The following is a 22564-nucleotide window of genomic DNA, read 5'->3' as shown; positions in this document are numbered from 1 at the left end:
ATCGAATTATATTCCCAACTTATAGAATAATACTCGATTTCGTTTTTTAGCGTTAGATAATACTTGATTAAACGGCAGGATGTCAATAGTACATCTTAAAGGTTTATTGTACCCAAACCATCCAAGACCATCAAAACTTTTTTCTAATTGGGCATTCTCAGCATATTGATCAATTTTTTCATTTCGATCACAAATCAAATAGCAATAAAAACGTGTATGGTCTCCAATATCGTAAGTACGCCCAGAACTGGTTAGTTTTTTACCTTTTCGAATTTCACGTACATAATCATAAAGCTGGACAATAGGGTTATCCTCGATTTCATTGTATCCTTTTCGCATTGGACGCTTAAATTCTACCAGTACAACCGAATTAAAGGGTGCTTCGTCTCCTTCCACATAAGAAATAGGATTGTCAAAAATCATTAAATCGGGTCTGTCAGCACAATCGTTTTCAAAGTCTTCTATTGTATTTAATGGTTTATCAGATGACAAAAACCTGTGAAAACTCAATCTTTCATCTATTATCCACAAATTTTGATTGTCGTAATCAATTTGATTGGAATTCTTTTTTGTAGGATAAATAATCCCATGAACAGTATCTTCAAGTTCATATTTTCCGTTATCATTTAACTCAAGAGATTTCTCAAATAGTTCTAATATATATCTTCGATGAACAACATATTGAGCCAACTTAGATTTATTGATGTCCGATAACTCTTCATATAGTTTAGAATATTTCTCCTTTAAAAAATGAGGATCATCTACTTTTCCATCATTCAAGACTTCTATTGTTTCTTTTCTGAAATCATATTCAATATCCTGAAGCTTCTTATATAATTTTAAATCTAAATCTTGATCGGACGTACTATCTGTTACAATAACGTCTTCAAAAGAATCTAAATATTTATTCAGTACCCTATATTGTGGCGCCTTTTCAGCAATAAAATTTTCAATTCGTTCTAATTTTTTCGATTTAAAACGTTCAATTTCTTTTTCAAAGTAGCTCTTTATAATGGGTTGTAAGGCATTATATAATTCTGCTTGACTTACTAATCCATTATCATATAATTCATCTTTGCTAAACCGAATCTCAGTTCTTTCATCATTAATATTTGAATCAAAATAGTTCCCTTCAATGTAGCATACAATTAGGTACTGTTTACCGGAGTCTGCATCTTCAATCTTAGAAGATACATCAGGAAAAACTTTATTAACATTAAAACTCTCCACCTCACGGTTATTGGCGCACAAAGCAATCTTATGGGTGGTAAATTGTTCATGTTCAAACCATTTTAAAAGGGTTATATTAAACTCATAATCGCCAATTTTAAAATCATCTTTAAACGTGTTTCCAAAAGTTAACTCTTGGAAATAATCGTTTAGAATGATGTCGTCGTCACTGTCTTTTAAAATTATTATAGGACAATCCTCCTGTAAAAAATATATCAAACAGTGCTCAACAATTCTATCAGCAATAGTTGTTAATCGCTTAGGGCATTTTGATTTATATGGATCTTTAAATCCTATTAACCTAACTTCAGTCTTTCTCTTGAAATCAACATCTTTATCTAAAGTTTCTAAAATAGGATTAGCAATTCCATCAGGCGTTTTCAAATTGAATGCAAATGTTCGATGAGTTGGTTGTTTGTTCTGATAATAATGACTATAAATTTTAACATCTGAGAAAGCTTTTAGCCACATAAAACGGCCTAAGCCAAGACCACCTCTTTTTGCTTTATAGGTTGAATACTCTCTTTTGAAAGATTCATAATTATCATTGGTAAATCCAATTCCGTTATCAACAACTTTAAATCCAATAATTTCTGATAATGACTTCTTTTCATCACCATTAAGGTTCATCGACGATTGTGGTGAACGTTCCACCACTATTTCAATTTGACCATTGGGCACCTTTGTATCCTCAATAGCATGTATAGAATTAATTATCGCCTCAAATACAGGAAGTAACATGTTTCTTTCAGCAAGAGTTAAACGATTGACCCTTCCCTTAAGATCAATTCCAATTCTGTCAATTGAAGTTGTTGTTGCCATAATTAATTAAATTTAAAAAATCTGATTTATCAAAACTTTTTGCAATGCCTTTGAGGATTGAAGTTTAGATTTTAATTTATCAATATTCAAAAAGATATTTTCCATGTGGCTTGCAATATCTCTTTGTGTTGTAATGTCCACAGTGGGAATTTTAATTTTCTTCAAATCCTCAGGATATATATGTGCTACAGTCGCTCCCGTCCCCATTTTGTTGATTTGCAATCTACTAATTAGTGAATTAAGCAAATACGATAGATAAACAGGATTAATCTTGTTTAAATCAGGTCTAAAAACAATAGTATCGCCTCCGGCATAAGCTTCAAAATCATCATTAAAACAAACACTCTTGCCAATTTCTGTGATCGTTTCTCCCGAACCAGCAAAAATAATATCTCCTTTTTCTAGTTTAAACGAGGTATTCGCAACTTCTCTACTTATAAAAGACCGAAATTTTCTAATTACGATATGATGACTAGTGTAGATTTCACCATATCTTATGCAAGGAATTCCAGCTTCAATTACATCATCTTTTGGTATACCTTTTCCTTTAAAAAAGTTTCCGTAATTTTTCAATAAGTCTATATCCTGCTTTAAACTTATTTTTTCAAGTATATCAGTTATCGTTAATTTTTTAATATCGAAATCTATTAATCTACTCAAAAAAATATTTTGAACATCTTCCTTCAACCTCTTCATCACCTCCAAATCCTTCTCAATCACCTCATCCATGGCCCATAGTAATTCTGCCAATTCGGATTGTTTTTCTGTGGGGGGAAGTAGAAACTCGTAGTTAGCAAGGTCTTTCCAATTGATATACGGATTGACAGAACCTTTAGAGTGCATTATTGAATGCTCTGTAAATTTATTAGATAGCATTAAGAACGGTAATAAACGCTTATCAATAACCTTTTCATTAGCATTGATGACAAATGTTGTATTGGATGTTATTCCTTCAAAATGAGCAACTGCAACCTTTTTAAGATAAGTACGTCTTGAGCCATATAAAATATCACCTTCTTTAAAATGTCGTATAAAAGCAGGTCCTAAATATTCATCTGCCAATTCACCGAATTCTCGAATATGAACATCTTCAGAATTCATATGCTCGCCTTTAACGTAGTATTTTAAATCAGTATTTTCTCGATCAACTGTCCCCTTCATTTGAATGGCAACATCACCAAACTTAATCTTCTTCCAGTTTGTTTTATCAATATTAATTTCCATTCAATAATCTTTCAATATTAATTTTTAAGGAATCACTATGCTCCAGCCAATTAGAATAAATTTTTTTAAAATCTTCTGCTTTTATATTTTGTGTTTTAACATAGAATGATATATTCAAATTTCCATCAAAGTCATTCAAAATATCATCCATATCTACCACTTTAGAAAACCCTTCTTCATTATTAAATGCCTGAAAAGCGGCATATAATTTTTCGATATTATCATTGGTTAAATGAGCTTGTCCTTTATTTTGAACCACATCATTTTTACCATCGATAAATAGAATCTTACCTTTTCTTTCTTTAGGTTTGTTATTATTACCCACCAAAATCATTGCTTCCATCGGTGAGTTATAAAATAAATTAGGTCCAACGCCAATTACAGCTTCGATAACATCATCCTTTATCATATTTCGCCTCATTTCAGCTTCGGCATCTCTAAATAATATACCATGGGGCCATAAAATTGCAAAACGTCCATTTTTTTGATCTAAAGACTTTTGAATGTGTTGTTGAAATGCATAGTCCGCACTACCTTGCGGCGGTGTACCCCAAAGATTACGCCCCCAAGGATCGTTTACAAAAGCATTTCGGTCCCAAGATTTTATCGAATATGGCGGATTTGCCAAAATAACATTAAAGGTTTTCAGACTATCATTTTCAATGAGTCCTGGATCAGCCAAGGTATCACCACGAACGATTTTAAATTCTTCAATGCCATGCATAAACATATTCATCCGCGCTATGGCCGAAGTGATGAGGTTGATCTCTTGTCCGTATAATTTCAGGTTGCGATACTCTTTCCCCTCTTCTTTAATATGTAAGGCACAGTTGAGTAATAAACCTCCCGATCCACAAGTTGGATCGTACACCGACTCCCCGGGTTGAGGATCCATGATCTTAGTCATCAGTTTGACGACCGTTCTGTTGGTGTAAAACTCAGCCGCTGTATGTCCACTGTCATCCGCAAATTCTTTGATCAAGTATTCGTAGGCATTTCCAAGTTTGTCATCTGCTACATTCGTCAGATTAAGTTTGTATTGTGAAAAATGCTCGACCAGATTAATCAATGTTGCATCAGACAAACGGTTTTTGTTGGTCCAACTCGCATCACCGAAAATTCCTTCTAAAGTTTCAGGATTAGCTTTCTCTATTTTGCGCATAGCATTTTGAATGGCTAATCCCACATTGGTTGTCGTTTCGCGTACATCTGTCCAATGCGCACCCGTTGGAATTACGAAGCGATGATTCTCGGTAAAAGAAGCATATTCTATGTCTCCCTCTGAATCCGCTAAAGCATGCTGAAATTCTTCATCATACACATCACAGATACGCTTGAAGAATAATAGGGGAAATATATATTGTTTGTAGTCGCCAGCATCAATGGTTCCACGTAAAGCAGTAGCCGCACCCCACAAATATTTTTCTAATTGTTGTTGTGTCATTGTAGTTATCCTTCTAAGCGATATACTTTGCTAATTTGGTCTTAAAATATTCGTCCGCCTGCTGACTTTCTTTCCATGCCGATTTTAATTGCGCCATCGCTTCGTCAACAGATGGAAGATTATCTTCAATTACTTTATCGATATAGAGTGGAATATTTAGATTGAAATCATTCTCTTTAATTTGATGTATATCTACGACTTTTACATAGTTTTCTACATCAGAATAACTACTGTACCAGTCAAAAATTTGTTGTACTTGCTCTTTATCCAGGAAATTTTGTGCCCTTCCTATTCGTATCTGATCTGACGCATCGATAAATAACACTTTATTTTGTTTTTTAGCTATTTTTTGTTGTTTGAAAACTAAGACACAAGCTGCTAACTGCGTGCCGTAGAAAATATTTGCACCAAGGCCAATAACAGCTTCCAGTAAATCCATTTCTAATAAAGTCCGGCGGATCCTTTGTTCGGATGCTTTTCGAAAAAGTACACCGTGAGGTAACACAACCGCCATGCGACCTGTCGCGTTCATGGAGGTAATCATGTGTTGTACCCAGGCCATATCACCGTTCCCTTTAGGTGGAACTCCAGCGATGTTACGTCCATAGGGATCATTTATCCAATTATTCGCACCCCAATCTTTCAGTGAGAAAGGTGGGTTTGCTATGACACAGTCAAACTTTTGCAGGCCGTCAGAAGTGAAAAACGCAGGATTTCTCAGTGTATCTTCACGAACAATCTTAAAATCTTCCATGCCATGCAGAAACATATTCATGCGAGCAATGGCACTTGACGTTAGATTTTTTTCTTGTCCATAAAGCTTGAGTGTACGGTAATCTTCTCCTTTTTCACGTAAATGGTCTACACATTCTAACAACATTCCACCAGTCCCACAAGCTGGATCATAAACAGATTCTCCAGTTTTAGGATCTAATATCAAGCCCAATAATCGGACAAGGGACCGTGCTGTATAAAATTCACCAGCTTTTTTGTTGGTTAAGTCGGCAAAGTGTTTGATAAGATATTCGTACGCATTTCCTAAAATATCCGCTTCCGCATTGCTGTTGGAGAGCTCATATTGTGAAAAGTGCTCTATAAGATCTATTAATAAGCGGTCCGACAGTTTACTTTTATTACTCCATTGTGCATCACCAAATATGCCATACAAGTATTGTTGATTGGCTTGCTCTATTCCTCTAAGTGCCGATTCGATCGCTAAACCGACATTGATAGTAGTTTCTCGTACGGTTTTCCAATGGCAACCCTCAGGTATAACAAAACGATGAAATTCGGGCAATGATGCATAATCGGGGTCGCCGTCCGATTCGGCCATTGCAACAGCAAATTCTTCATCATATACATCAGATATCCGTTTGAAAAACAATATGGGGAATATATATACCTTAAAATCAGAAGCATCTACGGGACCTTTTAAGATCCATGCAGCCTTTGATAAGTATTGTTCTAACTGAGATTGGGTTATTTTTTGTTTGGCACTCATTTATTTACTCGAATTCAATAATTCTTTAATATCAATATTTAATAGTTCTGCAATATTTACCAAATTATCTAAACTAGGTTGCACTTCGTTGGTGCACCAGCGAGAAACGGTAGTTTCATTTTTACCTAATTGTTCGGCAAGCCACTTACTGGTTTTACCTTGCTCTACTAAAACAACTTTTAGTCGGTTAATTACTCTCTTTGGCATAGTAATTTGCATTTTGTGTAAAGATACCATCTTTATATGGTAATTTCTGTGTAAAAATCAGCGTAAATAGGGAGGGTTGAAAAATAATGACTATTGGCGTCTATTAGAAAAAAAAATGGTGTATTTTTAAGAACGACGGCGAAAAAATATATGACTATTCATGAGCTCGCTGCACTCGGTTTGAATAGTCGTCAGGTATACTTATCTTTGCATTCACACGTTTGATCAAATCAATACTTATAAAACAACGATGTCAAGATCGTTACGAAAAACTAAAATATTCGGGATTACTACTACAGAGTCTGAGAAACAAGATAAAAGGCGATGGAATAGAACTTTCAGAAAATTTTGTAGAAAACTTGTACATTTAGGAAAAGAGGCTCCTTATAAAATTCATAGTGTTACTGAGGTCTGGAGTGGCGCAAAAGATGGAAAGCGGTACAATCATAATGCTAAAAGGAGAGATATGAGAAAATAGCTAATTATTCTCCTATTCCTATGTTTCAAAGATTGTCAATTGTAATTTGAATAAAAGCATCAGACGCCAAATTTTTAACCGTATTCTTATTGAGTATACCATTCTGTTTTTTTAAGACATACTCACTAGCCTTAAACCACCGCATAGGTATTCCGCTTACTTCTTTATCTGGTAAATAAGAATAAGTGAAATTCAGTTTCTCGATTTCGAAGACCGATTTATTTACTTCATCGGCGTAATTTTTTAATTGCGATACTCTGCGGCTATCTTCTATCTTTTTTGTCAACAATCGGTCCTCATACAATCTTGATTCGGTGAGCTTGATGACTTCAATAAAAGAAGCGACCGATGAATCATCTAAACCATCCCACCAATAATCGCGTAATTGTTCATTTTCAGTTTTAAAATAAATCTTCCGTTCTTCCGTTGACATCAAGAAGCCTGGGCGTACGTAACTTTCTTCCGGGATGTCATCCCAAACCGCCGCCCACCGGGTTGTTTTGGAATAATAAAAAGATCCAGTAAAATTGCTCTCCATATGTCTCGAAATGGTTAAACCTAACGTCAAGTATAAGCCATTATCTAACTTTTTTGAAAAAAATCCCTGCGCACTGGAAATGGGGTCTTTAAAAAAAATATATCCTAATTTTTCTAAAGGTGCCTTGACTTTAGCGATTAATTTTGCTTTTGTTAACTTCAATTGTTTAATCTAATTATTTTTGAAATAAACAAACCTTCCATTCTCATCTTTCTTGCTCGTCAACTTAGGAGTTCCTTTTGTTCCATTACAGGCTTTTAAAGCATTTGCAAGAAATAATGGACGTACTGGTCCATCGAATTCTTTCTCACAATCTTTGAGAATCTGTAAGGCATTTTTAGGTTCGCTAAAATATCCTGTGGAGATTTGGTGCAATACCCAATCTTTAACTGATTGTTCTGTGATTATACATGGAGATTCGAGTAATAGATCTTTTGGTTCAGTGGATAAGGTGCCTACAAGTTCTATTCGGCCATCTTTGAGGATTTTTTCAGCTTTATAAACAACCAAGTCAGATTCACTCTTTGCTACAGATATTTGAATTGTATAATCTGAGTTAGTGATATCTGGTACAATTTGATCAATATCACAATCGAAAATCTCACGAAATATATTATTAAACGGTATGGAGTAAATTAAGGTATGAGTAGGATCTTCAGCGTCACGAACATAAAAGTCGCGTTGGCCCATAAGAAAAGAAAGCTCGAATTGATTATAGCCTCTTTTCTTCCTCAAAAGAAAAATATTGAGCATTTTCTCCACCTCTATTCGGGGCATGGCATTAATATTAATTATTTCAAATTTAAGATCAGCTTGCATAAAATTGGCCATTTCTTTGACCGCAAAGATACTAATCCTTTTTCTGCTTACTGATAAGGATGTATGTATTAAGGTCGCCTTTAAGCACTACCTTCAGTCTTTTATTTTTAACTTTTACAGCACGCTCTAATGGACGGGTAAAGTCTTTTGCTTCCCAGTTTTGATTTTGGACTACATTAGCTTTGATCACAATTTCATTTAGGGTCTTTGCTTTTTTGAAAAAAGTTTGGTCCTCTATTAATGCATTTAGTGTAGGCGCTGGACCTACGCCAGGTGGAATAGGAGGAATTTCTTTGAGGACTTTATCGTTGGATAAAATCTCTTTCGGATAGAAATCATAAATAGTATATTCCGTTTTAATAACTGTGCTATCGCCTGAATTTTTAAGTTCCTGTTGTCTCAATTTGGCAATTTCAGAAAAGTATATAGCAATTTCGCTCAAAACCTCATCATTGTATTTTGAATTGTTCGCAGCGCTTTCCATGTGTCCGATATATTTTTCATTTTTTTCAAGATGTTCAGAAATATCTTCGCCAGAAATTCCTAATTCAAATCGAATATTTCTAACAGCAATAATAATATAAAGTTCAATTGGAAATAGATACCACGTGTTTTTATTCATAGATAAATTAAGGAATAGAAATATTTTATGCTTTGTGCTGTAAATAATTTGAATTTTATAAATCACTTTAGTATCTTTGTTTAAGTAAAATATTAGATCAGTCATCTATAGTTTAGGTGTTTAAATCAAAGAGTCTTGTGCCTGTATTTTCTGACGCCACACCGCAAGACAGCAGATTAAACACCCATGTCTATACTTTTATGCTATATTTGCATAACAGATAGATGTGGGTACTGCTGTAAATCCGTGGTGTGTAAGGCGTCAGAAACTTTATTTCAGGTACGGTGTGCAGTCCCACATTTATCATTAGGCGACCTACCGACAAGACTCGTTACCAATAGAACGAGTTATGAACAAAAAACAACAATCAAAAAACATCATCACGGCCCCCGAGTAGCTCGGCTGGTTAGGCCAAATTAGATTTGGTTTCTCTTGCCATGGAACGCGTAACGCCAATATTATACACCTTTGTGACCCCTCATTCAAACGCGTTCTGGCTTCCAGAATGAATTAATTATTACTAATGTGAACTGAGTAACATCAGGCTCCCAATAAAAAGCTGATTTCGATCGGAGAGGGGATGCTATGTACTTTCGGTTACGAAGATTTACTGAAAAATGAACAGGATTTTAGCGCTACAACTTGCTTTTGACTTGATAATTTTTGATGTCCATAAGGTCGATTATGATCCTATAAAGGAGATTGAATCTTTTTGGAATCACTATGCGCTAGAGACTATATCTGCTAATATATTGCAACTTTTGAGCACGTATCTCGATGGTGGTTTAGAAGAAAATAAACTCCTTGAAGATGTAAAAATGCAGGAATTTGCAACTGCATTGTACCGCGTATTGATCGCATACTGTGTTGCCAATTATCGTCATATTGATCCTAGTAAAATGCAACTGTCAGCAGAAGCTAAATTGCGCATCAAAAGAGAGATCGAATTGAGCAGAGAAATCGCCGAGTTCTTCAGTAGGTTATCGAAGTAACCACTAATAAACTAAATAATGAATATCCTGAAGTTTTTAGCCTTTGTAATGGGCTGTATAATCTATATATTTAAAGTTCCTGTGAAGCACTGCTTAAGTGCAGTTATAGCGCGACTTACGCAACTGTTGCGTAAGCATGTTAGACTAAAAAAGCGCTATAGCAGTGAAATTCAAAATCAAATTAAAACAGCTGTTTCCTCGGGAGGTCTTCGGCTTTTGTTTGAGGATCGTTCGACACTGCTTCGTACCAACGTCGACTCTTCTTCGGGAACGCTTCGACTGTTGTTCGACTGCGCTTCGACTCCTACCCGAAGCGCTGTCGAAGCCCTGCCGAAGCCGAGTCGAAGAGCCCCCGAACATGCCTCGACCATGCCCCGAAGAAATCCCAAAGCCCAGCCGAAGGCCAGCCGACTAGGGGGAGAGGTATCACCTTCTAGGAACTTTTTCCTGACCAACTTCGCCCCAATTCCTGCCTTTCATGTGGTCGGCCTCGGCTTTTGCTTTGCCGTTACTCGTATTTTATCCGAAGGAGACCCGAAGCCCACCCGAAGAAAATTCGAGCAACGCTGGGAGAAAGGGGGGAATTGGTTACCTATTGAGCAGGTATTGGTTGAAAAATTAATAGTAGATCCTGTGTCAACCAATACAGTTGAATCTAAGCGATCTGTTTTAAGGTCTTTTAAGGCGGCTTGTGCCTCTCTTTCATCGCAACGCAACACTTTGCTTGTATCAAGTAAATTGGTTGCTCAGCAGGCTTTAAAATGCTTTCTATCTGTTGCAGACTATAAGCCTGCCTATCGCATCATTTTGACATGCTTGTTTTTATGTTTAGTTTCTATGTTTAGTTTATCGGCTCAGACGCCCCGCAAGGACAGCGGGGCCGATGGGCCATCCGAGATCCAAACTTTGAAAGTAGGTGATCCTGTCGGCGATGATTTTTATACTTACGTGCACAAAACTGTCGACTGGAGCTCCAAAGCCGTATCACAGGCCGATCTTTCGGTGCATAAAAATAAGCTAATTATATTAGAATTCTGGGCTCCATGGTGTAGCCCTTGCTTAGGCTCCTTAAAAAAGCTTGATTCACTCAAAAAAAACTGGGATCAAGATAAAGTTGTCGTCATACCTGTCACTACCATTGGATTGAAAGATATATCGAAAACACTAAATTATTTTAAGTGGGATTACCAATCAATCTATGAAGATAGCTTCCTCACAACTCGATTTTCTCACCAAGCGTTACCGTTTATGGTATGGATCAAAGATGGCCGTGTCATAGCAACCCCAAAAGCGGGGTATGCCAATACAGCGAATATCAATGCAGTTTTAAACGATAGTAAGTTTGAAGTCTTCAATAAAACAGAGGTTAAGCTAATCGATACGAACACGACGCTTTTTACTAAGGATAATGGATTACCTGATCATGTTATTTACGATAGCCAGGACAGTAAATTGGTTGGATATATTTCAGGCTATACTGCAACAAATTTTAACGTATTTAAGACCAGAGATTCGTTATCACTGTATGCCATTAATTCAACCATAGATCGTATTTATCGAGAAGCTTATAAAGACCAAATATATCCGTACCAAAGCAAAAAGAGCGCGATTAGATGGAATGTCGGAGGTGATTTTACTTCATATCTGGAAGAAAGTAGACCAAAGGAAACTTGGACGGGCGATCTCTACAAAGATAAGCAGTTGGAAGATTGGAAGCGGCAGCATTATTTTAGCATTATGGTGCGCGTCCCGAGAGACAGTGGCATCAATGGGGCAAGAATAAAAATGCAAAAGTTACTGGCTGCTCAGATTGAAGGCAAATTTGGGCTGAAAGCAAACGTGCAATACGGTGAAATGAGACGCTACCCGATTTTAATCCCGCTGAATACCATCAAACAAGCGGAAATCAGATTGTCACGAACGCTACAGCGTCCGCCAAAGAAGGGTTACGAAAACTATGCTGTCCCTTTTGGCGACCAACCGCATTTTAAGTTATTCATCGAGAATGCACTCAAAAATTTAAAGTCGTTGGAATTGACAGAATATAGGATCTGGGATCGGACAGGAATAGCACCTGATTTTCCGGCTAAATTTTCTTTTCCTATTGCGCTAGCACAAGAGCAAAAGTTTGGAAATATTCAAAATCTACTGAAGCAATATGGTTTACAGATCGTCATCGAGGAGAAACCAACCCCTTATTTGCACATAAGTCAGTCCGTTGATCATTCAAATTCCAAAGGCCATGAAAATCTGTAGATGTTTGTTTGTGTTCATAGTTGGAATATGGACTTTAGGGCATGCTTATGGGCAGCAAATGGTGAGTGGCATCGTAAAAGATGAAGCGGGAAACGGACTCGGTCATGTAAGCTTGAGACTTGTTGGAACAGGGAGATTGATACGGGCTGATGAGCTCGGAAAATTCGAATTTGCTTTGGTCAGGCCTGATACTTTAATGGTAACCCGAACCGGAAAAATAACTCAGCGCATTTTTATCGACCCCGGTAAAAGTCGTTTTTTTGAAATAGTCTTAAAGGAAAGGGTTAACGTGCTTCAAGAAGTGGAAGTCTCTACAGGATATTATCGTATTCCAAAGGAGCGTGCAACGGGCTCTTTTGAGATGATCAACAGTGATTTGCTGAATCGCAATCCCGATCCGAATATTATTGAGCGACTCGAAGGGATAAGCTCGGTATTACAGTTTGACCGGTCAATTAATTCAGGCGAATTCTCAACAGATCCTAAGCTGCGGCTGCGCGGGCTGAGTACGATCAATTCTCAGACTGAACCATTGATTATTTTGGATAACTTTCCGTACGAGGGTTCATTGAATTCGATTAATCCAAACGATGTCGAATCCATCACTTTACTGAAAGATGCCTCAGCGGCATCCATCTGGGGGGCGAGAGCAGGGAATGGCGTAATCGTCATTACGACCAAGAAGGGAAAGTTTGCGCAATCTAATAATCTTGTATTTGGCAGTACATGGCAGTTGTCGCAGCGTCCTGATCTTTTGTATTCCCGTGATTATCTTCCTTCGGCTTCCATGCTTGATGTAGAAGATAAGCTCTTTGAACTGGATAATTTTGATGCTTCGGATTATTCAGCGTTGCCAGAATATATCACTTTGTTAATGGATCGTAAAAACAACGCCATTTCGGAAAAGGAGTTTGTTGAGAAAAGGAATTGGCTTGCACAGCACGATCTTAGAAAGCATGCGAGCAAGTATCTCTATAGACCCGCGCTGTTGCAACAATATGATCTGGCGCTAAATGGCGGTGGATCTATCTATAGTTATTGGCTCTCTTCATCTTTTTCCAAGAACGATTCCAATGTAAAGGGCAACAACAATAAGAGAAATACTCTCAGCCTCCGCAACCAGATCAAACTGACAAAAGATTTAGATCTTTCCTTTGGACTTAATTATGCCTGGATGGAAGCAAAGAATAACGGTTTGACATTGCAGGGACTAAAGGTCGGGAGCAGGGAACTCCCAAATTATACCGTATTGGTCGATGAAAATGGCTTTCCTATTTCCGTTACAGGACGATATGCCAAAGATTACGTCGATCAGGCCGTAGTCAATGGTCTCCTGGACTGGAACTATGTACCGCTAAACGAGACCAAACTTAGAGACAGACGATCCAATACAAAAGATCTTTTGATCAACTTGGGGGTGGGTTATACAATCTTGGATGGCTTGAAGCTTTCTATTAAATATCAAAATCAACGGCTCCGTACAGATCAAACCAATGTATATGATGCTGACTCGTATTACGTCCGGAATCTTGTCAATCAGTACACGCAACCCGATCTGAAACGCATCATTCCTGAGGGAGCCATCAAAGAAGGGTTTAATAATGAACTATCATCCCAGTCTGGAAGAATCCAGTTGGATTTTAATCGGCAATATAGCGAGAAGAATGCGGTCAATGCCATTGCAGGAGCAGAGCTTCGCGAGACAAAAAGTTTCTCCAACCCCGGGTATAGACTGTATGGCTACAACGATGCGGTATTGACAGCGCAATCAAATCTGGATTATGCCACATTTTATCCACTGAGGCCGCTCGGTTCAGCGACGGTACCATCTCCTCCAACAGGGATGGTTTCACTGACAGATCGATTTTTATCGTATTTTTTCAATGGTGCCTATACGTATGACGCCAAGCTGTCGCTCACCGCTAGCCTGCGTTGGGACGCCTCAAACCTTTTCGGTGTAAAGACGAATCAGAAAGGAGTACCGCTTTGGTCTGTAGGTAGTGCAATTAATCTGGATCGTTTCGACTGGATGAAAGCAGACTGGATAAATAGCCTAAAGTTCAGAACAACGTATGGGGTAAGCGGCAACGTCAATAACACCGTTAGTGTTTATCCAATTACGTCGTTTTTCAGTGATGTCAATTTTGTTACGCAAAAAAGCTATGCTCAACTAAAAAGTGTTGGCAATCCGGGATTGCGTTGGGAGAAAGTGCGGATGGTCAATATCGGACTAGATTTTGGACTGTTTCATAATTTGCTTTCCGGTTCTGTAGAGTACTATCAGAAAAATGCAAGTGATCTGATAGGGGTTAATTTTATGGATCCAACAACTGGTATTTTTGAAAAAACTGGTTTCTATCAGATTACTAACTTGATGAACTATGCAAAGCTTCGTACAGAGGGTGTGGATCTGACGGTGAATGCCAATTTGGGTAAAAATCGTCTAAAATGGAATGGCTCGCTCTCATTCAGCTATACAGCAAACAAGGTACTTGATTATATGGCAAACTCAAATGTGACCATGTCCACAATGGTTTCGACACCTATTCCTATTGTCGGTAAGAGCCTCGACCTGAATTATGCATGGCAATCGGGTGGACTAGATCCCGAGACGGGCGAACTCTTAGCCCCGGATGGGACGAAGGACTATGTGGCATATATGAATAATGCAAAAATAGATGACCTCGCAGATATGGGTATGAAATTTCCGCCCTATGCAGGGGTGTTTAGGAATACGTTTTCTTATGGAAACTTTTCCCTAAGCGCGAGTGTGGATTATAAATTTGGCTTTTATTTTAGGCGTAGCACGATCAATTATAGTCAATTGTTCAACAGTGGAGTAGGACATACGGATTATTTAAAAAGGTGGCAGCTGCCGGGTGATGAAAAGACCACGTCTGTACCGGTATTTCCTGTAGATAAAAACATCAGCCGCGATGAGCTCTATGTTAATTCAGCATTGATGTATGAAAAGGGGGATTTCCTGAGATTGGCCGATTTACAGTTTTCCTACCGTACATTTCCAGGCTTTTTAAAAAATAAAGAATGTCGGCTGTTTGCAACAGTCAGGAATGTCGCATGGATCTATCGCGCTAATGCTCTGGGGCTAATTCCCGACATGCCAAATGTTACTTATCCTAATCCGAGGACATGGATTATGGGTTTTCAGATTAACCTTTAATACGATGAATATGAAAAGAAATATGATAATGGCTGTACTGCTTTTTTTAGTGGGCTGTAACCCTAATTTTCTGGAACTGAAGAGGGACAAGTCTCAAGTAATCCCGCAATCGTTGGAAGATTTGGATGCATTATTGAATGATTATTCGACCATCAATGTCGGAGCAGGTAAGTCGTTGGGTACGATCGCGGCAGGTGAGTTTTATGTGGAGGATAACACCTGGAATTTGGCGAGCTCACAGCTGCAAAAATTTGCTTACAATTGGTCTGAAGAAATATTGAATACGCAAGAGAATGTGCCCGATTGGAACAACCTTTATAAGCGTGTCCTCTACGCCAACGTGATACTAGAAAGATTAGATCAGATGCAAGCTCCTGTTCAAAATGCAGACTACAACCGTATAAAGGGGAGCGCATTGTTCATTCGCTCGGATGCTTTTTTTAGTATTGCCCAACAGTTTGCTGCACCTGCAGGTATACCAGAATGGGATAGATTTGGGATACCGCTCAAATTAGAGAGCGATATTAACTTAATGACAACACGTTCTACGGTAACACAGACCTATAATCAGATCATCAGCGATCTGCTGTTGACCATAGGGATGTTGCCTGACAGAAGTGTAGACATGTATTCGCCCAGCAAAGTGGCAGCATACCTGTTATTGATACGGTGCTATATGCAGCTGGGTGACTACAAAAATGCTTTCGATTGTGCCGCCAAGGCCAGAGCTATTGGTGGGGTTGTACTCGACTATAATACGGTATCGGGCACAAAAGCATATCCCTTTCCTACCTATGGCAATGGAAATCAAGAACTAATCTATATTGACGGATCAAATAGCTCAAATTTTTCCAGTAAAACAAAACTGTTAATACCCATTGAGTTTTATAACAGTTATGATGATAATGACCTGCGAAAAAAACTATTTTTTGAAAAGGATGCTAAAGGTAATATTCTTTACAAAGGTTCCTATCTAGGAAATGTAAACCATTTTGCCGGATATGCTTGGGATGAATTGTTGCTCAATGAAGCTGAATGCGCAATTAGGTTGGGGCAATCTGACCAAGGAATTAATGTACTCAACCAGTTGCTATCTAAGCGGTTTGTTTCTGGAAAATTTCAGCCGATAGCAAGTACATCTCAAAAGCAGGCATTACAACTGGTTTTGTTGGAACGACAGAAAGAATTGTTGTTAAGAGGAATAAGGTGGTCTGATTTAAGGCGCTTGAATAGAGAGGAAGATCATGCGATGCTACTAAAGCGGAGGGTAAACGATAAGGAATATGAATTACTGCCGAATAGTACCCGATATATTTTTCCCATCCCTAAAGATGTGATGCTAAAAAGCAATATTGAACAAAACCCTTAAAATATCAGCCAGCCCTAAATAGGGCTGGCTGACAGGTATAAATTATTAGTTTGGATTGTCTCTGTACGTGTAATCATTGATGCTTACACCAGATAAAGCCAAGGCTTGAGCGACAGTTTTGTTTGACAGATCGTGATTGTTCGGATTGTTGAATTGTACGTTACAGCGTGTATTCTTTTCTTCGAAATCACATTCACCGCCCGATGTGGGATCAGGTGTTGCACTTCCCAATTGGTCGTCGTTCGGATTAGATGCCATACTTGTAATTTGATACCAAGGCGTACTGAACATCGATTTTGCATAACTAAAACCTCCATAACCTACTAAAAGTGCCATGGCAAATACGGCCAAACCGTGTTTTTTAATAAAATTAGCTGATTTTCTCATGTCTTTAATTTTTGAGTTTTTTTACTTTAGTTTTTTAAATTTCTTTTTTATTCCTTCGCTGCGTCGGTTTTCTGTACGTAGCCATCGACAGCAGCGCTGGAACACCATAAGTGTCTTTTGGCAGACGCGCCCTTCACCTGGATTAGCCTCGAATCCAAGTTCCGCTGTTAATCGGGTACACTATTCTTTTTTTAACCTAGCACTGGTTTTCAATTTCATGATATCTTGAGCTTCTGAATTTATCGCTATACGTAGGGGATGATGCGCCCCACTATGGCTATTATGGCTATTTTTTGAACCATAATTTCTAAACACGGATAACTCCAGGTACAAGCCAATTAGGCTGATCAGTAAAAATCCGATATTGAGCCACAGGTGCGCCGTCCAGCCCACGTGATGGAATACAAGGCCGCATCCGCAGGGGATTTTGCCCCATACATTTAAAATTGCCAGGCTTACATAGGCCACAAAAACGACCATCAGCAATGCAGAGAGTCCAAATGCCCAAACTCTCATCTTGGGTACGATAAACAGTAGACCCACCGTAAGCTCAATCGTAGGTAAGGTATGGGCAAGTAAAATTCCCAGACGGTCACTAAACGGCTGTTGTATCATCGCAGACTTGAACAGTTCATAGTCGATAAACTTGTCCAGACTGATCGGGATCCAAAGTGCCATCAATGTAATGACGATGATCTGATAGGTAATCTTTTTCGCTTTCATGGTGCATACTGTGTAAGTCTTAAAGCAAAGAAAAGACAATAAGCAGCAATCTTACATAGAAGGATTTCGCCAAGCAAACCGCCTTTAAAGCAGCTGGGGCAATGGTGGATGAGGTAATTGGGGATATAATGGTGTTACTTCTATCACAACCGAGAGCAGAGGGAACAGCGCATGCAAAGGATGCAACGAGCTGTTTTTGGGGACAATAGGCTATTTAGGAGGGACCGGCACTGAAGGGGGATAAAGTGGAATCCCCCAAGTTTTTATGAAAAGGCCATTATTTTCTTCGCTCCACTTCTTCAATGTCGTTTTTTATGAAATGCAGCATTTCTTTAAGCTTATCTTCGATGATATAGAGGCTGAGTATATGTTCAAATTTGTTAAATTTAGCCAGCTGATTGGCCGTGATGCGGTTGCCGCGATCGGTAACGGTATGCTGCGCTACGCCAACGGCTGCATCACTTTTATGCTTATTTTTAAACAGGCCCACTTTACTGCAATAGTGGAATAGGCAGGTAAGGCCCTCGCCCGTCAGCGTCGTATGGATCCCATTGGAAGATGCGGGAATCTCGGGGCGGTAATTATTTTCTACCGATTCCAGTTTCGACAGTTTTTCAAGATAATCCAGTTCGGCCCAAATGTATTCATGCATCATTGTTTTGAGATGAGGTTGCTCAATGTCGTAATAAAGCATCGGCAGGGGGTGATAATGGGTAATTTCTTTGTCCATAAGCAGCAGTGTAGACAGCTTTTCCGAGCGGGGGAGCACATCGATCTGCCCTTCGAGCTGTTCATGCCACCGGTTGCATAAGCCGAGATAGTTAAAGTTGTAGCGGATCAGTAACTCAATAAAACGTTTGGCGTAATGCTTCACACGTTTATCATGGGCAAGGCTTTCTAGCGCCGACAGGAAAGTTTCCAACCATTCGACATGGTAGTACAGGAGCTTGGGCGGCTTATGCTCGTCAAACAGGCTATTTAGACCATATTGGATTTCTAAAAGGTATTTTTCGTCGAGCTGCTTGGCCTGTAAGTGCACCGATAATTGAGCAAGTTTTGCGAGACTGCCCGATTTGAGCAGCTGTTGGTGGTATACGGGCAGCTCTTCCGACGGATTCATATGCTCTTTAAAGCGCTGAATGCTCTGGCTAATACTCTCGTGCAGTTTTTTAATGGTATCATCCGGCTGCTGGGCCTTGTACAGATAGAGCTTGTCAAATAGCAGCCTGAATTTGGTATAATAGCGGCGAAAAGATTCTTTGGCCATGCGCGATTTCGCATGACTGATATAAAGCTCTTCTGAATCGCGTATCAGTGCATCGCAGGCGCTGACAATCGCTTCGTCGCTTGGTATATACTTCCCATTCGGGCTATCCTGCAGTATGCCATAAGCAAGAATGGCATCTTCCAGTTGGTTCAACGATCGGATCATAACTTATTTTTTTTAGGATACATGGTCATTCGGCCTGAACCAAATGGCATTGCTGTAAGTGTTCATTCAATAATTAATTATGCTATTATAAAATTAGCAAGGTATTTCCTCGAAGGCAAGGTAAAATTTTGGTATCGGAATGAATGGTATAGAACAAATGTTTAAATCTTGCTTTAGCGTTGCCTAGGAAGTGTTTTTTAGCACGGTATAAAAATATAATTATAGGATGAATGGTAGCCTGAATTGCATTTTTATAGAGAAATAAGGCCGTATTTATGCAATGCTGCCGAAGAATGCTAGGCTGTTTTGTTTTTTTATTTGATAAAATAGTTATTTTAGTTTGCCTTAACCAATTCCTCAATTTTTATGCAGACTAAAAAGCTTATCGAAACCTTTCATTCCGAGATCCATGTCAATTATTTGCCGATTAGGCTCCAGCTACTTTTGGCGATGATATTGGGTAATTTTTTTTGTTCGCCGGGCACATTTCTTGTTTTCGATGCGCGGTATTCGGCACCGAAATTTTATCTATACTGGCTTCTTTCCGCAGGCATCGCGATGGCGGTGTTTATCAGTATGCATATTTTTAACAAGTACCTGGATGGCAAACTCTCTTGGCTTACCGACTTTAAGCCTAGGCTGATCAGGCAGGTTCTCTACGGATTGGTATTGTCTTCGTTGCTTACGGTAACTTTCGCCATACTGGTGTTTTTACCATTGAACGAAGAAGGTTGGCGGGGCGCTATGCGCTACATGTTCAACCAATTTGGTTTTCTGTTTTTGTTTATGTTCATCTTGAATCTGCTCTTTATGGTGATATATGTGATGCGGTTTGCCCGATTTGTAAAAGATCAATACTTAGAGGCCGAAATTGAGAAAACAGTCCTCCGGGAAATGATTGTTACCTACGAAGAGCAGCAGCTGAAAGCGGAGGCCGAAAGGATAGACGATATTTCGGATGCGGTTAGTCTTGATTCCTGTCTCAAAGTAAAGTATGGTTACGAAGATAATTACGTGCCGCTGCATGGGATTGCGCTTATCAAAAGTTCGGCAGATGACAAAAGGCTGCTTACTTTAAACGGAAGCCGCGAGTATACCCACAACTATAGTCTCGACAACCTGATGAAAGTACTTGATCACGATCAATACTATCTGATGTACCGGCGTTTTATTGTCAATCGGAGTATTATACAAGGATACAAGCCTTCAGCCAATGGGGTGCTGACGATCGACTTAAAAGATACTTTCGCCCAGCAAGAAGATGTATTGGTTAGCCGGTATGATGCTGCTGATTTTAAGCGCTGGTTTGAGATGTCGGCTGAATGAAGAAGGTTTGTAATGGAGGTATCTATTGTTGTAGAAATGTCTATTTAATCATCAGTTGGGCAAATACTGCCCAAAATTTAATATTTTAGCGTATGAAGTATTTAATAATTGTATTGTTATCCTGTTTCTATGGCTATTCGGTGCACGCACAAAGTCAAACGCAGGGCAATAGCGCCGGTAAAGATGCAAAGACGTATGTCATGGTCGCCAATAAGCTCAATACCGATTTTAATTACAAATTACTGGACAATTTTGAGCAGTCTTTTTCGGACCTGATTTCGGAAAATAATAGTCGGGAATTAATATTTAATCCGGTCAATGGGAAGTATCACTATTATAAGTTTATTGCCACTTATAAAGCCCGGGGTATATCAACGAATAGTGATCCTGCCAAACCGGAGCAAACTTTCCATAATATTTTAATCCTTAAAACCGATGATCAGCAGAAGATTGTAGATGGCTACCATTTTGTGTTGGAATGGGCTGAAAAGCCACTATCTTATCCCTTATTTAAGGTAAATACTGCGGGTATACCCCTGCAGGAAGGCTTGTCTATAAAGCAGCTCAATCTTAAAAGGGTAGTGGATAGCGCGGATTTTGGCGATGATGGAAAGATAAAACTCGCTGGGCGGTAAACTTTAAAATTATGTGCAAATTGTAACCAATTATCACCGTATTTTAACATCTTTGGTTCAGGTATTGCAACAGTGAATTGGCTTGTTTATATTTAATGTCATATTGACATTTAACTAATCTAACTTGTTATGAAGCCAGTTCAATTTAAGGTTCCTGCCCCTCAGGACAAATCTATCTATATTCAAGAAGATGTGCTGGATAAATTTTATCCATACATGCATCGTCATGAAGAATATCAATTAATCTGGATCAAGGAAGGTATCGGCCAGCTACTGGTGGACGATAATGTACATGAATTTCAGCCGGGAGACATTTTTCTATTGGGAACAAACCAGGCCCATGTTTTTAAAAGTTTCTTTGCAGGCGACCATGTGCGCTCGATCTCTTTATTCTTTAGCACCAAAGGTGCGTTGTCTACCATGGCGACGATGCCCGAACTCCGAAACCTGCTCGATTTTGTGCATAAATGCCAGCGCGGATTTAGGGTTCCACCCAAACTTCATGCAGAGGTATCTCAATACATCGAAGTCCTGCAAAAGTCTGATTTCTTAGATCAGCTCGTCAATTTCTTTTATTTATTAAAAACGCTCAGCAAAGTATTCACCGAACTGGAGCCGCTTTCGGGTGTACAATTGCCCAAAAGAGAGATCTCCAAACCGTTCCGGATAGAGAAATTATGTCAATTTTTGGAAGAGCACTTTAAAGAGGATATCAGTTTGGATGAAATCGCCGAAAAAGCAAACCTGACGCCACACGCCTTTTGCCGCTATTTTAAAAATTGCACGGGAAAAACATTCATTGCCTACCTGAATGAACTGCGTATCCGCGAAGCCTGTAAATTGTTGGGGCTGGGTCGGCACGATTCGATCTCGCTGATTGCCTACGATTCGGGCTTCAATAGCATCACCAATTTTAATCGTGTGTTTCGCAGTATATTGGGCATATCGCCAAAGATATATGTGCGCAACTACAGAAATTACTTATACGATTAGCCGGTTTTATAGCCGCTTCTGACAATTTGATTCTATCGTATTCAGCAGCGGCCTCATTTTCGCTGCGCTTTGCTAATCGCAACCCTATCCGTCTAACTAACGAAGGTATCTATCCATCGCTTAGTTAGACGGATTCATTGTTTTTATACCCTTTTTGCCCCAACTACACCGCCTTGGATCCCAGCTTTTTCTTTTGTTAAAATGTTAGAACGAGTGGGTAAGATTTGACCGAAATCCACTATTTCGAAGTACTATTTTTGTTACAGAAAGAAGAACTAATCAATTTTTTAACATGCTGCTACTATCCTTTTTGCGAAAAGGATCGCGTTTGTCCCAGGGATCTAATGTGTCATTGCCAGTATGCTAAACTGAACATCTGCTTAAC

The 22564-nt window shown here is 38.9% G+C and carries 18 protein-coding genes; 7 read left to right on the top strand and 11 right to left on the bottom strand.

The window, feature by feature from the left end; all coding sequences use genetic code 11:
• Positions 1–6: 6 nt before the first annotated feature.
• The 8 genes from B2107_RS10615 to B2107_RS10580 form a co-directional block, all read right to left on the bottom strand.
• The gene (locus B2107_RS10615) at positions 7–2052 is read right to left on the bottom strand and encodes an ATP-binding protein (RefSeq protein ID WP_293955606.1); all 2046 of its coding nucleotides are present in this window, start codon (positions 2050–2052) and stop codon (positions 7–9) included.
• Positions 2053–2064: 12 nt separating this feature from the next.
• The gene (locus B2107_RS10610) at positions 2065–3276 is read right to left on the bottom strand and encodes a restriction endonuclease subunit S (protein WP_293955605.1); all 1212 of its coding nucleotides are present in this window, start codon (positions 3274–3276) and stop codon (positions 2065–2067) included.
• A complete protein-coding gene (locus tag B2107_RS10605) occupies positions 3266–4720 on the bottom strand; it encodes a type I restriction-modification system subunit M (protein ID WP_293955604.1) in 1455 nt (484 codons plus the stop codon). Before B2107_RS10605 ends, B2107_RS10610 begins: the two co-directional genes overlap by 11 nt.
• 13 nt (positions 4721–4733) lie before the next feature.
• Complete coding sequence (locus B2107_RS10600) at positions 4734–6221, bottom strand: type I restriction-modification system subunit M (protein WP_293955603.1); 1488 nt, start codon at positions 6219–6221, stop codon at positions 4734–4736.
• A complete protein-coding gene (locus B2107_RS10595; RefSeq protein WP_293955602.1) occupies positions 6222–6428 on the bottom strand; it encodes a helix-turn-helix transcriptional regulator in 207 nt (68 codons plus the stop codon).
• 503 nt (positions 6429–6931) lie between these two features.
• Positions 6932–7606, bottom strand: coding sequence for a hypothetical protein (locus B2107_RS10590; RefSeq protein WP_293955601.1), 675 nt, complete (start codon positions 7604–7606; stop codon positions 6932–6934).
• A 9-nt stretch (positions 7607–7615) separates the two neighbouring features.
• The gene (locus B2107_RS10585; RefSeq protein WP_293955600.1) at positions 7616–8263 is read right to left on the bottom strand and encodes a hypothetical protein; all 648 of its coding nucleotides are present in this window, start codon (positions 8261–8263) and stop codon (positions 7616–7618) included.
• Positions 8264–8294: 31 nt separating this feature from the next.
• Entirely contained in the window at positions 8295–8990 is a 696-nt protein-coding gene (locus B2107_RS10580; protein ID WP_293955599.1) for a hypothetical protein, read from the bottom strand.
• Positions 8991–9502: 512 nt separating this feature from the next.
• Between B2107_RS10580 and B2107_RS10575 the strand changes: the two genes are divergently transcribed.
• Genes B2107_RS10575 through B2107_RS10560 form a run of 4 tightly spaced genes read left to right on the top strand, consistent with a single transcriptional unit; the run spans position 9503 to position 16683 of the window.
• The gene (locus B2107_RS10575; protein ID WP_293955598.1) at positions 9503–9877 is read left to right on the top strand and encodes a hypothetical protein; all 375 of its coding nucleotides are present in this window, start codon (positions 9503–9505) and stop codon (positions 9875–9877) included.
• Between the two features lie 18 nt (positions 9878–9895).
• Positions 9896–12133 carry a TlpA family protein disulfide reductase gene (locus tag B2107_RS10570; RefSeq protein ID WP_293955597.1) on the top strand — a complete coding sequence of 746 codons (2238 nt, stop codon included), beginning with the start codon at positions 9896–9898 and terminating at the stop codon, positions 12131–12133.
• Positions 12120–15314, top strand: coding sequence for a SusC/RagA family TonB-linked outer membrane protein (locus tag B2107_RS10565; RefSeq protein WP_293955596.1), 3195 nt, complete (start codon positions 12120–12122; stop codon positions 15312–15314). The genes B2107_RS10570 and B2107_RS10565 overlap by 14 nt, the downstream gene beginning before the upstream one ends.
• 10 nt (positions 15315–15324) lie before the next feature.
• Positions 15325–16683 (top strand): RagB/SusD family nutrient uptake outer membrane protein, encoded by a 1359-nt coding sequence (locus tag B2107_RS10560; protein ID WP_293955595.1) that lies wholly within the window; start codon positions 15325–15327, stop codon positions 16681–16683.
• A 45-nt stretch (positions 16684–16728) separates the two neighbouring features.
• Here B2107_RS10560 and B2107_RS10555 read toward each other — a convergent pair whose 3' ends face one another.
• The 3 genes from B2107_RS10555 to B2107_RS10545 form a co-directional block, all read right to left on the bottom strand.
• Positions 16729–17070, bottom strand: a complete 342-nt coding sequence (locus B2107_RS10555; RefSeq protein WP_293955594.1) for a hypothetical protein — start codon at positions 17068–17070, stop codon at positions 16729–16731.
• A gap of 180 nt (positions 17071–17250) precedes the next feature.
• Entirely contained in the window at positions 17251–17793 is a 543-nt protein-coding gene (locus B2107_RS10550) for a MauE/DoxX family redox-associated membrane protein (protein WP_293955593.1), read from the bottom strand.
• Between the two features lie 277 nt (positions 17794–18070).
• The gene (locus B2107_RS10545) at positions 18071–19225 is read right to left on the bottom strand and encodes a hypothetical protein (protein ID WP_293955592.1); all 1155 of its coding nucleotides are present in this window, start codon (positions 19223–19225) and stop codon (positions 18071–18073) included.
• 366 nt (positions 19226–19591) lie between these two features.
• Here B2107_RS10545 and B2107_RS10540 point away from each other — a divergent pair, with 366 nt between their 5' ends.
• The 3 genes from B2107_RS10540 to B2107_RS10530 all read left to right on the top strand — a co-directional run bounded on the left by B2107_RS10540 (position 19592) and on the right by B2107_RS10530 (position 22179).
• The gene (locus tag B2107_RS10540; protein WP_293955591.1) at positions 19592–20551 is read left to right on the top strand and encodes a LytTR family transcriptional regulator DNA-binding domain-containing protein; all 960 of its coding nucleotides are present in this window, start codon (positions 19592–19594) and stop codon (positions 20549–20551) included.
• 92 nt (positions 20552–20643) lie between these two features.
• Positions 20644–21186: a hypothetical protein gene (locus B2107_RS10535; RefSeq protein ID WP_293955590.1), complete on the top strand. Its 543-nt coding sequence runs from the start codon at positions 20644–20646 to the stop codon at positions 21184–21186.
• 129 nt (positions 21187–21315) lie between these two features.
• Positions 21316–22179, top strand: coding sequence for an AraC family transcriptional regulator (locus tag B2107_RS10530; RefSeq protein ID WP_293955589.1), 864 nt, complete (start codon positions 21316–21318; stop codon positions 22177–22179).
• Positions 22180–22564: the final 385 nt, after the last annotated feature.

Origin of the sequence: Sphingobacterium sp. UBA7855, from assembly GCA_002500745.1 — a bacterium.
Classification (GTDB): Bacteria; Bacteroidota; Bacteroidia; order Sphingobacteriales; family Sphingobacteriaceae; genus Sphingobacterium.
The sequence above is the reverse complement of the archived record's forward strand: the minus strand, read 5'-3'. Positions and strand labels throughout refer to the sequence as shown.

Bases quoted from the DNA above. Each gene is read 5' to 3' on its own strand.
- B2107_RS10550 (WP_293955593.1), bottom strand. From the start codon at position 17,793: ATGAAAGCGAAAAAGATTACCTATCAGATCATCGTCATTACATTGATG.
- B2107_RS10540 (WP_293955591.1), top strand. From the start codon at position 19,592: ATGCAGACTAAAAAGCTTATCGAAACCTTTCATTCCGAGATCCATGTC.
- B2107_RS10580 (WP_293955599.1), bottom strand. From the start codon at position 8,990: ATGACTGATCTAATATTTTACTTAAACAAAGATACTAAAGTGATTTAT.
- B2107_RS10530 (WP_293955589.1), top strand. From the start codon at position 21,316: ATGAAGCCAGTTCAATTTAAGGTTCCTGCCCCTCAGGACAAATCTATC.
- B2107_RS10560 (WP_293955595.1), top strand. From the start codon at position 15,325: ATGAAAAGAAATATGATAATGGCTGTACTGCTTTTTTTAGTGGGCTGT.
- B2107_RS10615 (WP_293955606.1), bottom strand. From the start codon at position 2,052: ATGGCAACAACAACTTCAATTGACAGAATTGGAATTGATCTTAAGGGA.
- B2107_RS10605 (WP_293955604.1), bottom strand. From the start codon at position 4,720: ATGACACAACAACAATTAGAAAAATATTTGTGGGGTGCGGCTACTGCT.
- B2107_RS10600 (WP_293955603.1), bottom strand. From the start codon at position 6,221: ATGAGTGCCAAACAAAAAATAACCCAATCTCAGTTAGAACAATACTTA.
- B2107_RS10545 (WP_293955592.1), bottom strand. From the start codon at position 19,225: ATGATCCGATCGTTGAACCAACTGGAAGATGCCATTCTTGCTTATGGC.
- B2107_RS10585 (WP_293955600.1), bottom strand. From the start codon at position 8,263: ATGCAAGCTGATCTTAAATTTGAAATAATTAATATTAATGCCATGCCC.
- B2107_RS10610 (WP_293955605.1), bottom strand. From the start codon at position 3,276: ATGGAAATTAATATTGATAAAACAAACTGGAAGAAGATTAAGTTTGGT.
- B2107_RS10555 (WP_293955594.1), bottom strand. From the start codon at position 17,070: ATGAGAAAATCAGCTAATTTTATTAAAAAACACGGTTTGGCCGTATTT.
- B2107_RS10565 (WP_293955596.1), top strand. From the start codon at position 12,120: ATGAAAATCTGTAGATGTTTGTTTGTGTTCATAGTTGGAATATGGACT.
- B2107_RS10570 (WP_293955597.1), top strand. From the start codon at position 9,896: ATGAATATCCTGAAGTTTTTAGCCTTTGTAATGGGCTGTATAATCTAT.
- B2107_RS10575 (WP_293955598.1), top strand. From the start codon at position 9,503: ATGAACAGGATTTTAGCGCTACAACTTGCTTTTGACTTGATAATTTTT.
- B2107_RS10595 (WP_293955602.1), bottom strand. From the start codon at position 6,428: ATGCCAAAGAGAGTAATTAACCGACTAAAAGTTGTTTTAGTAGAGCAA.
- B2107_RS10535 (WP_293955590.1), top strand. From the start codon at position 20,644: ATGAAGTATTTAATAATTGTATTGTTATCCTGTTTCTATGGCTATTCG.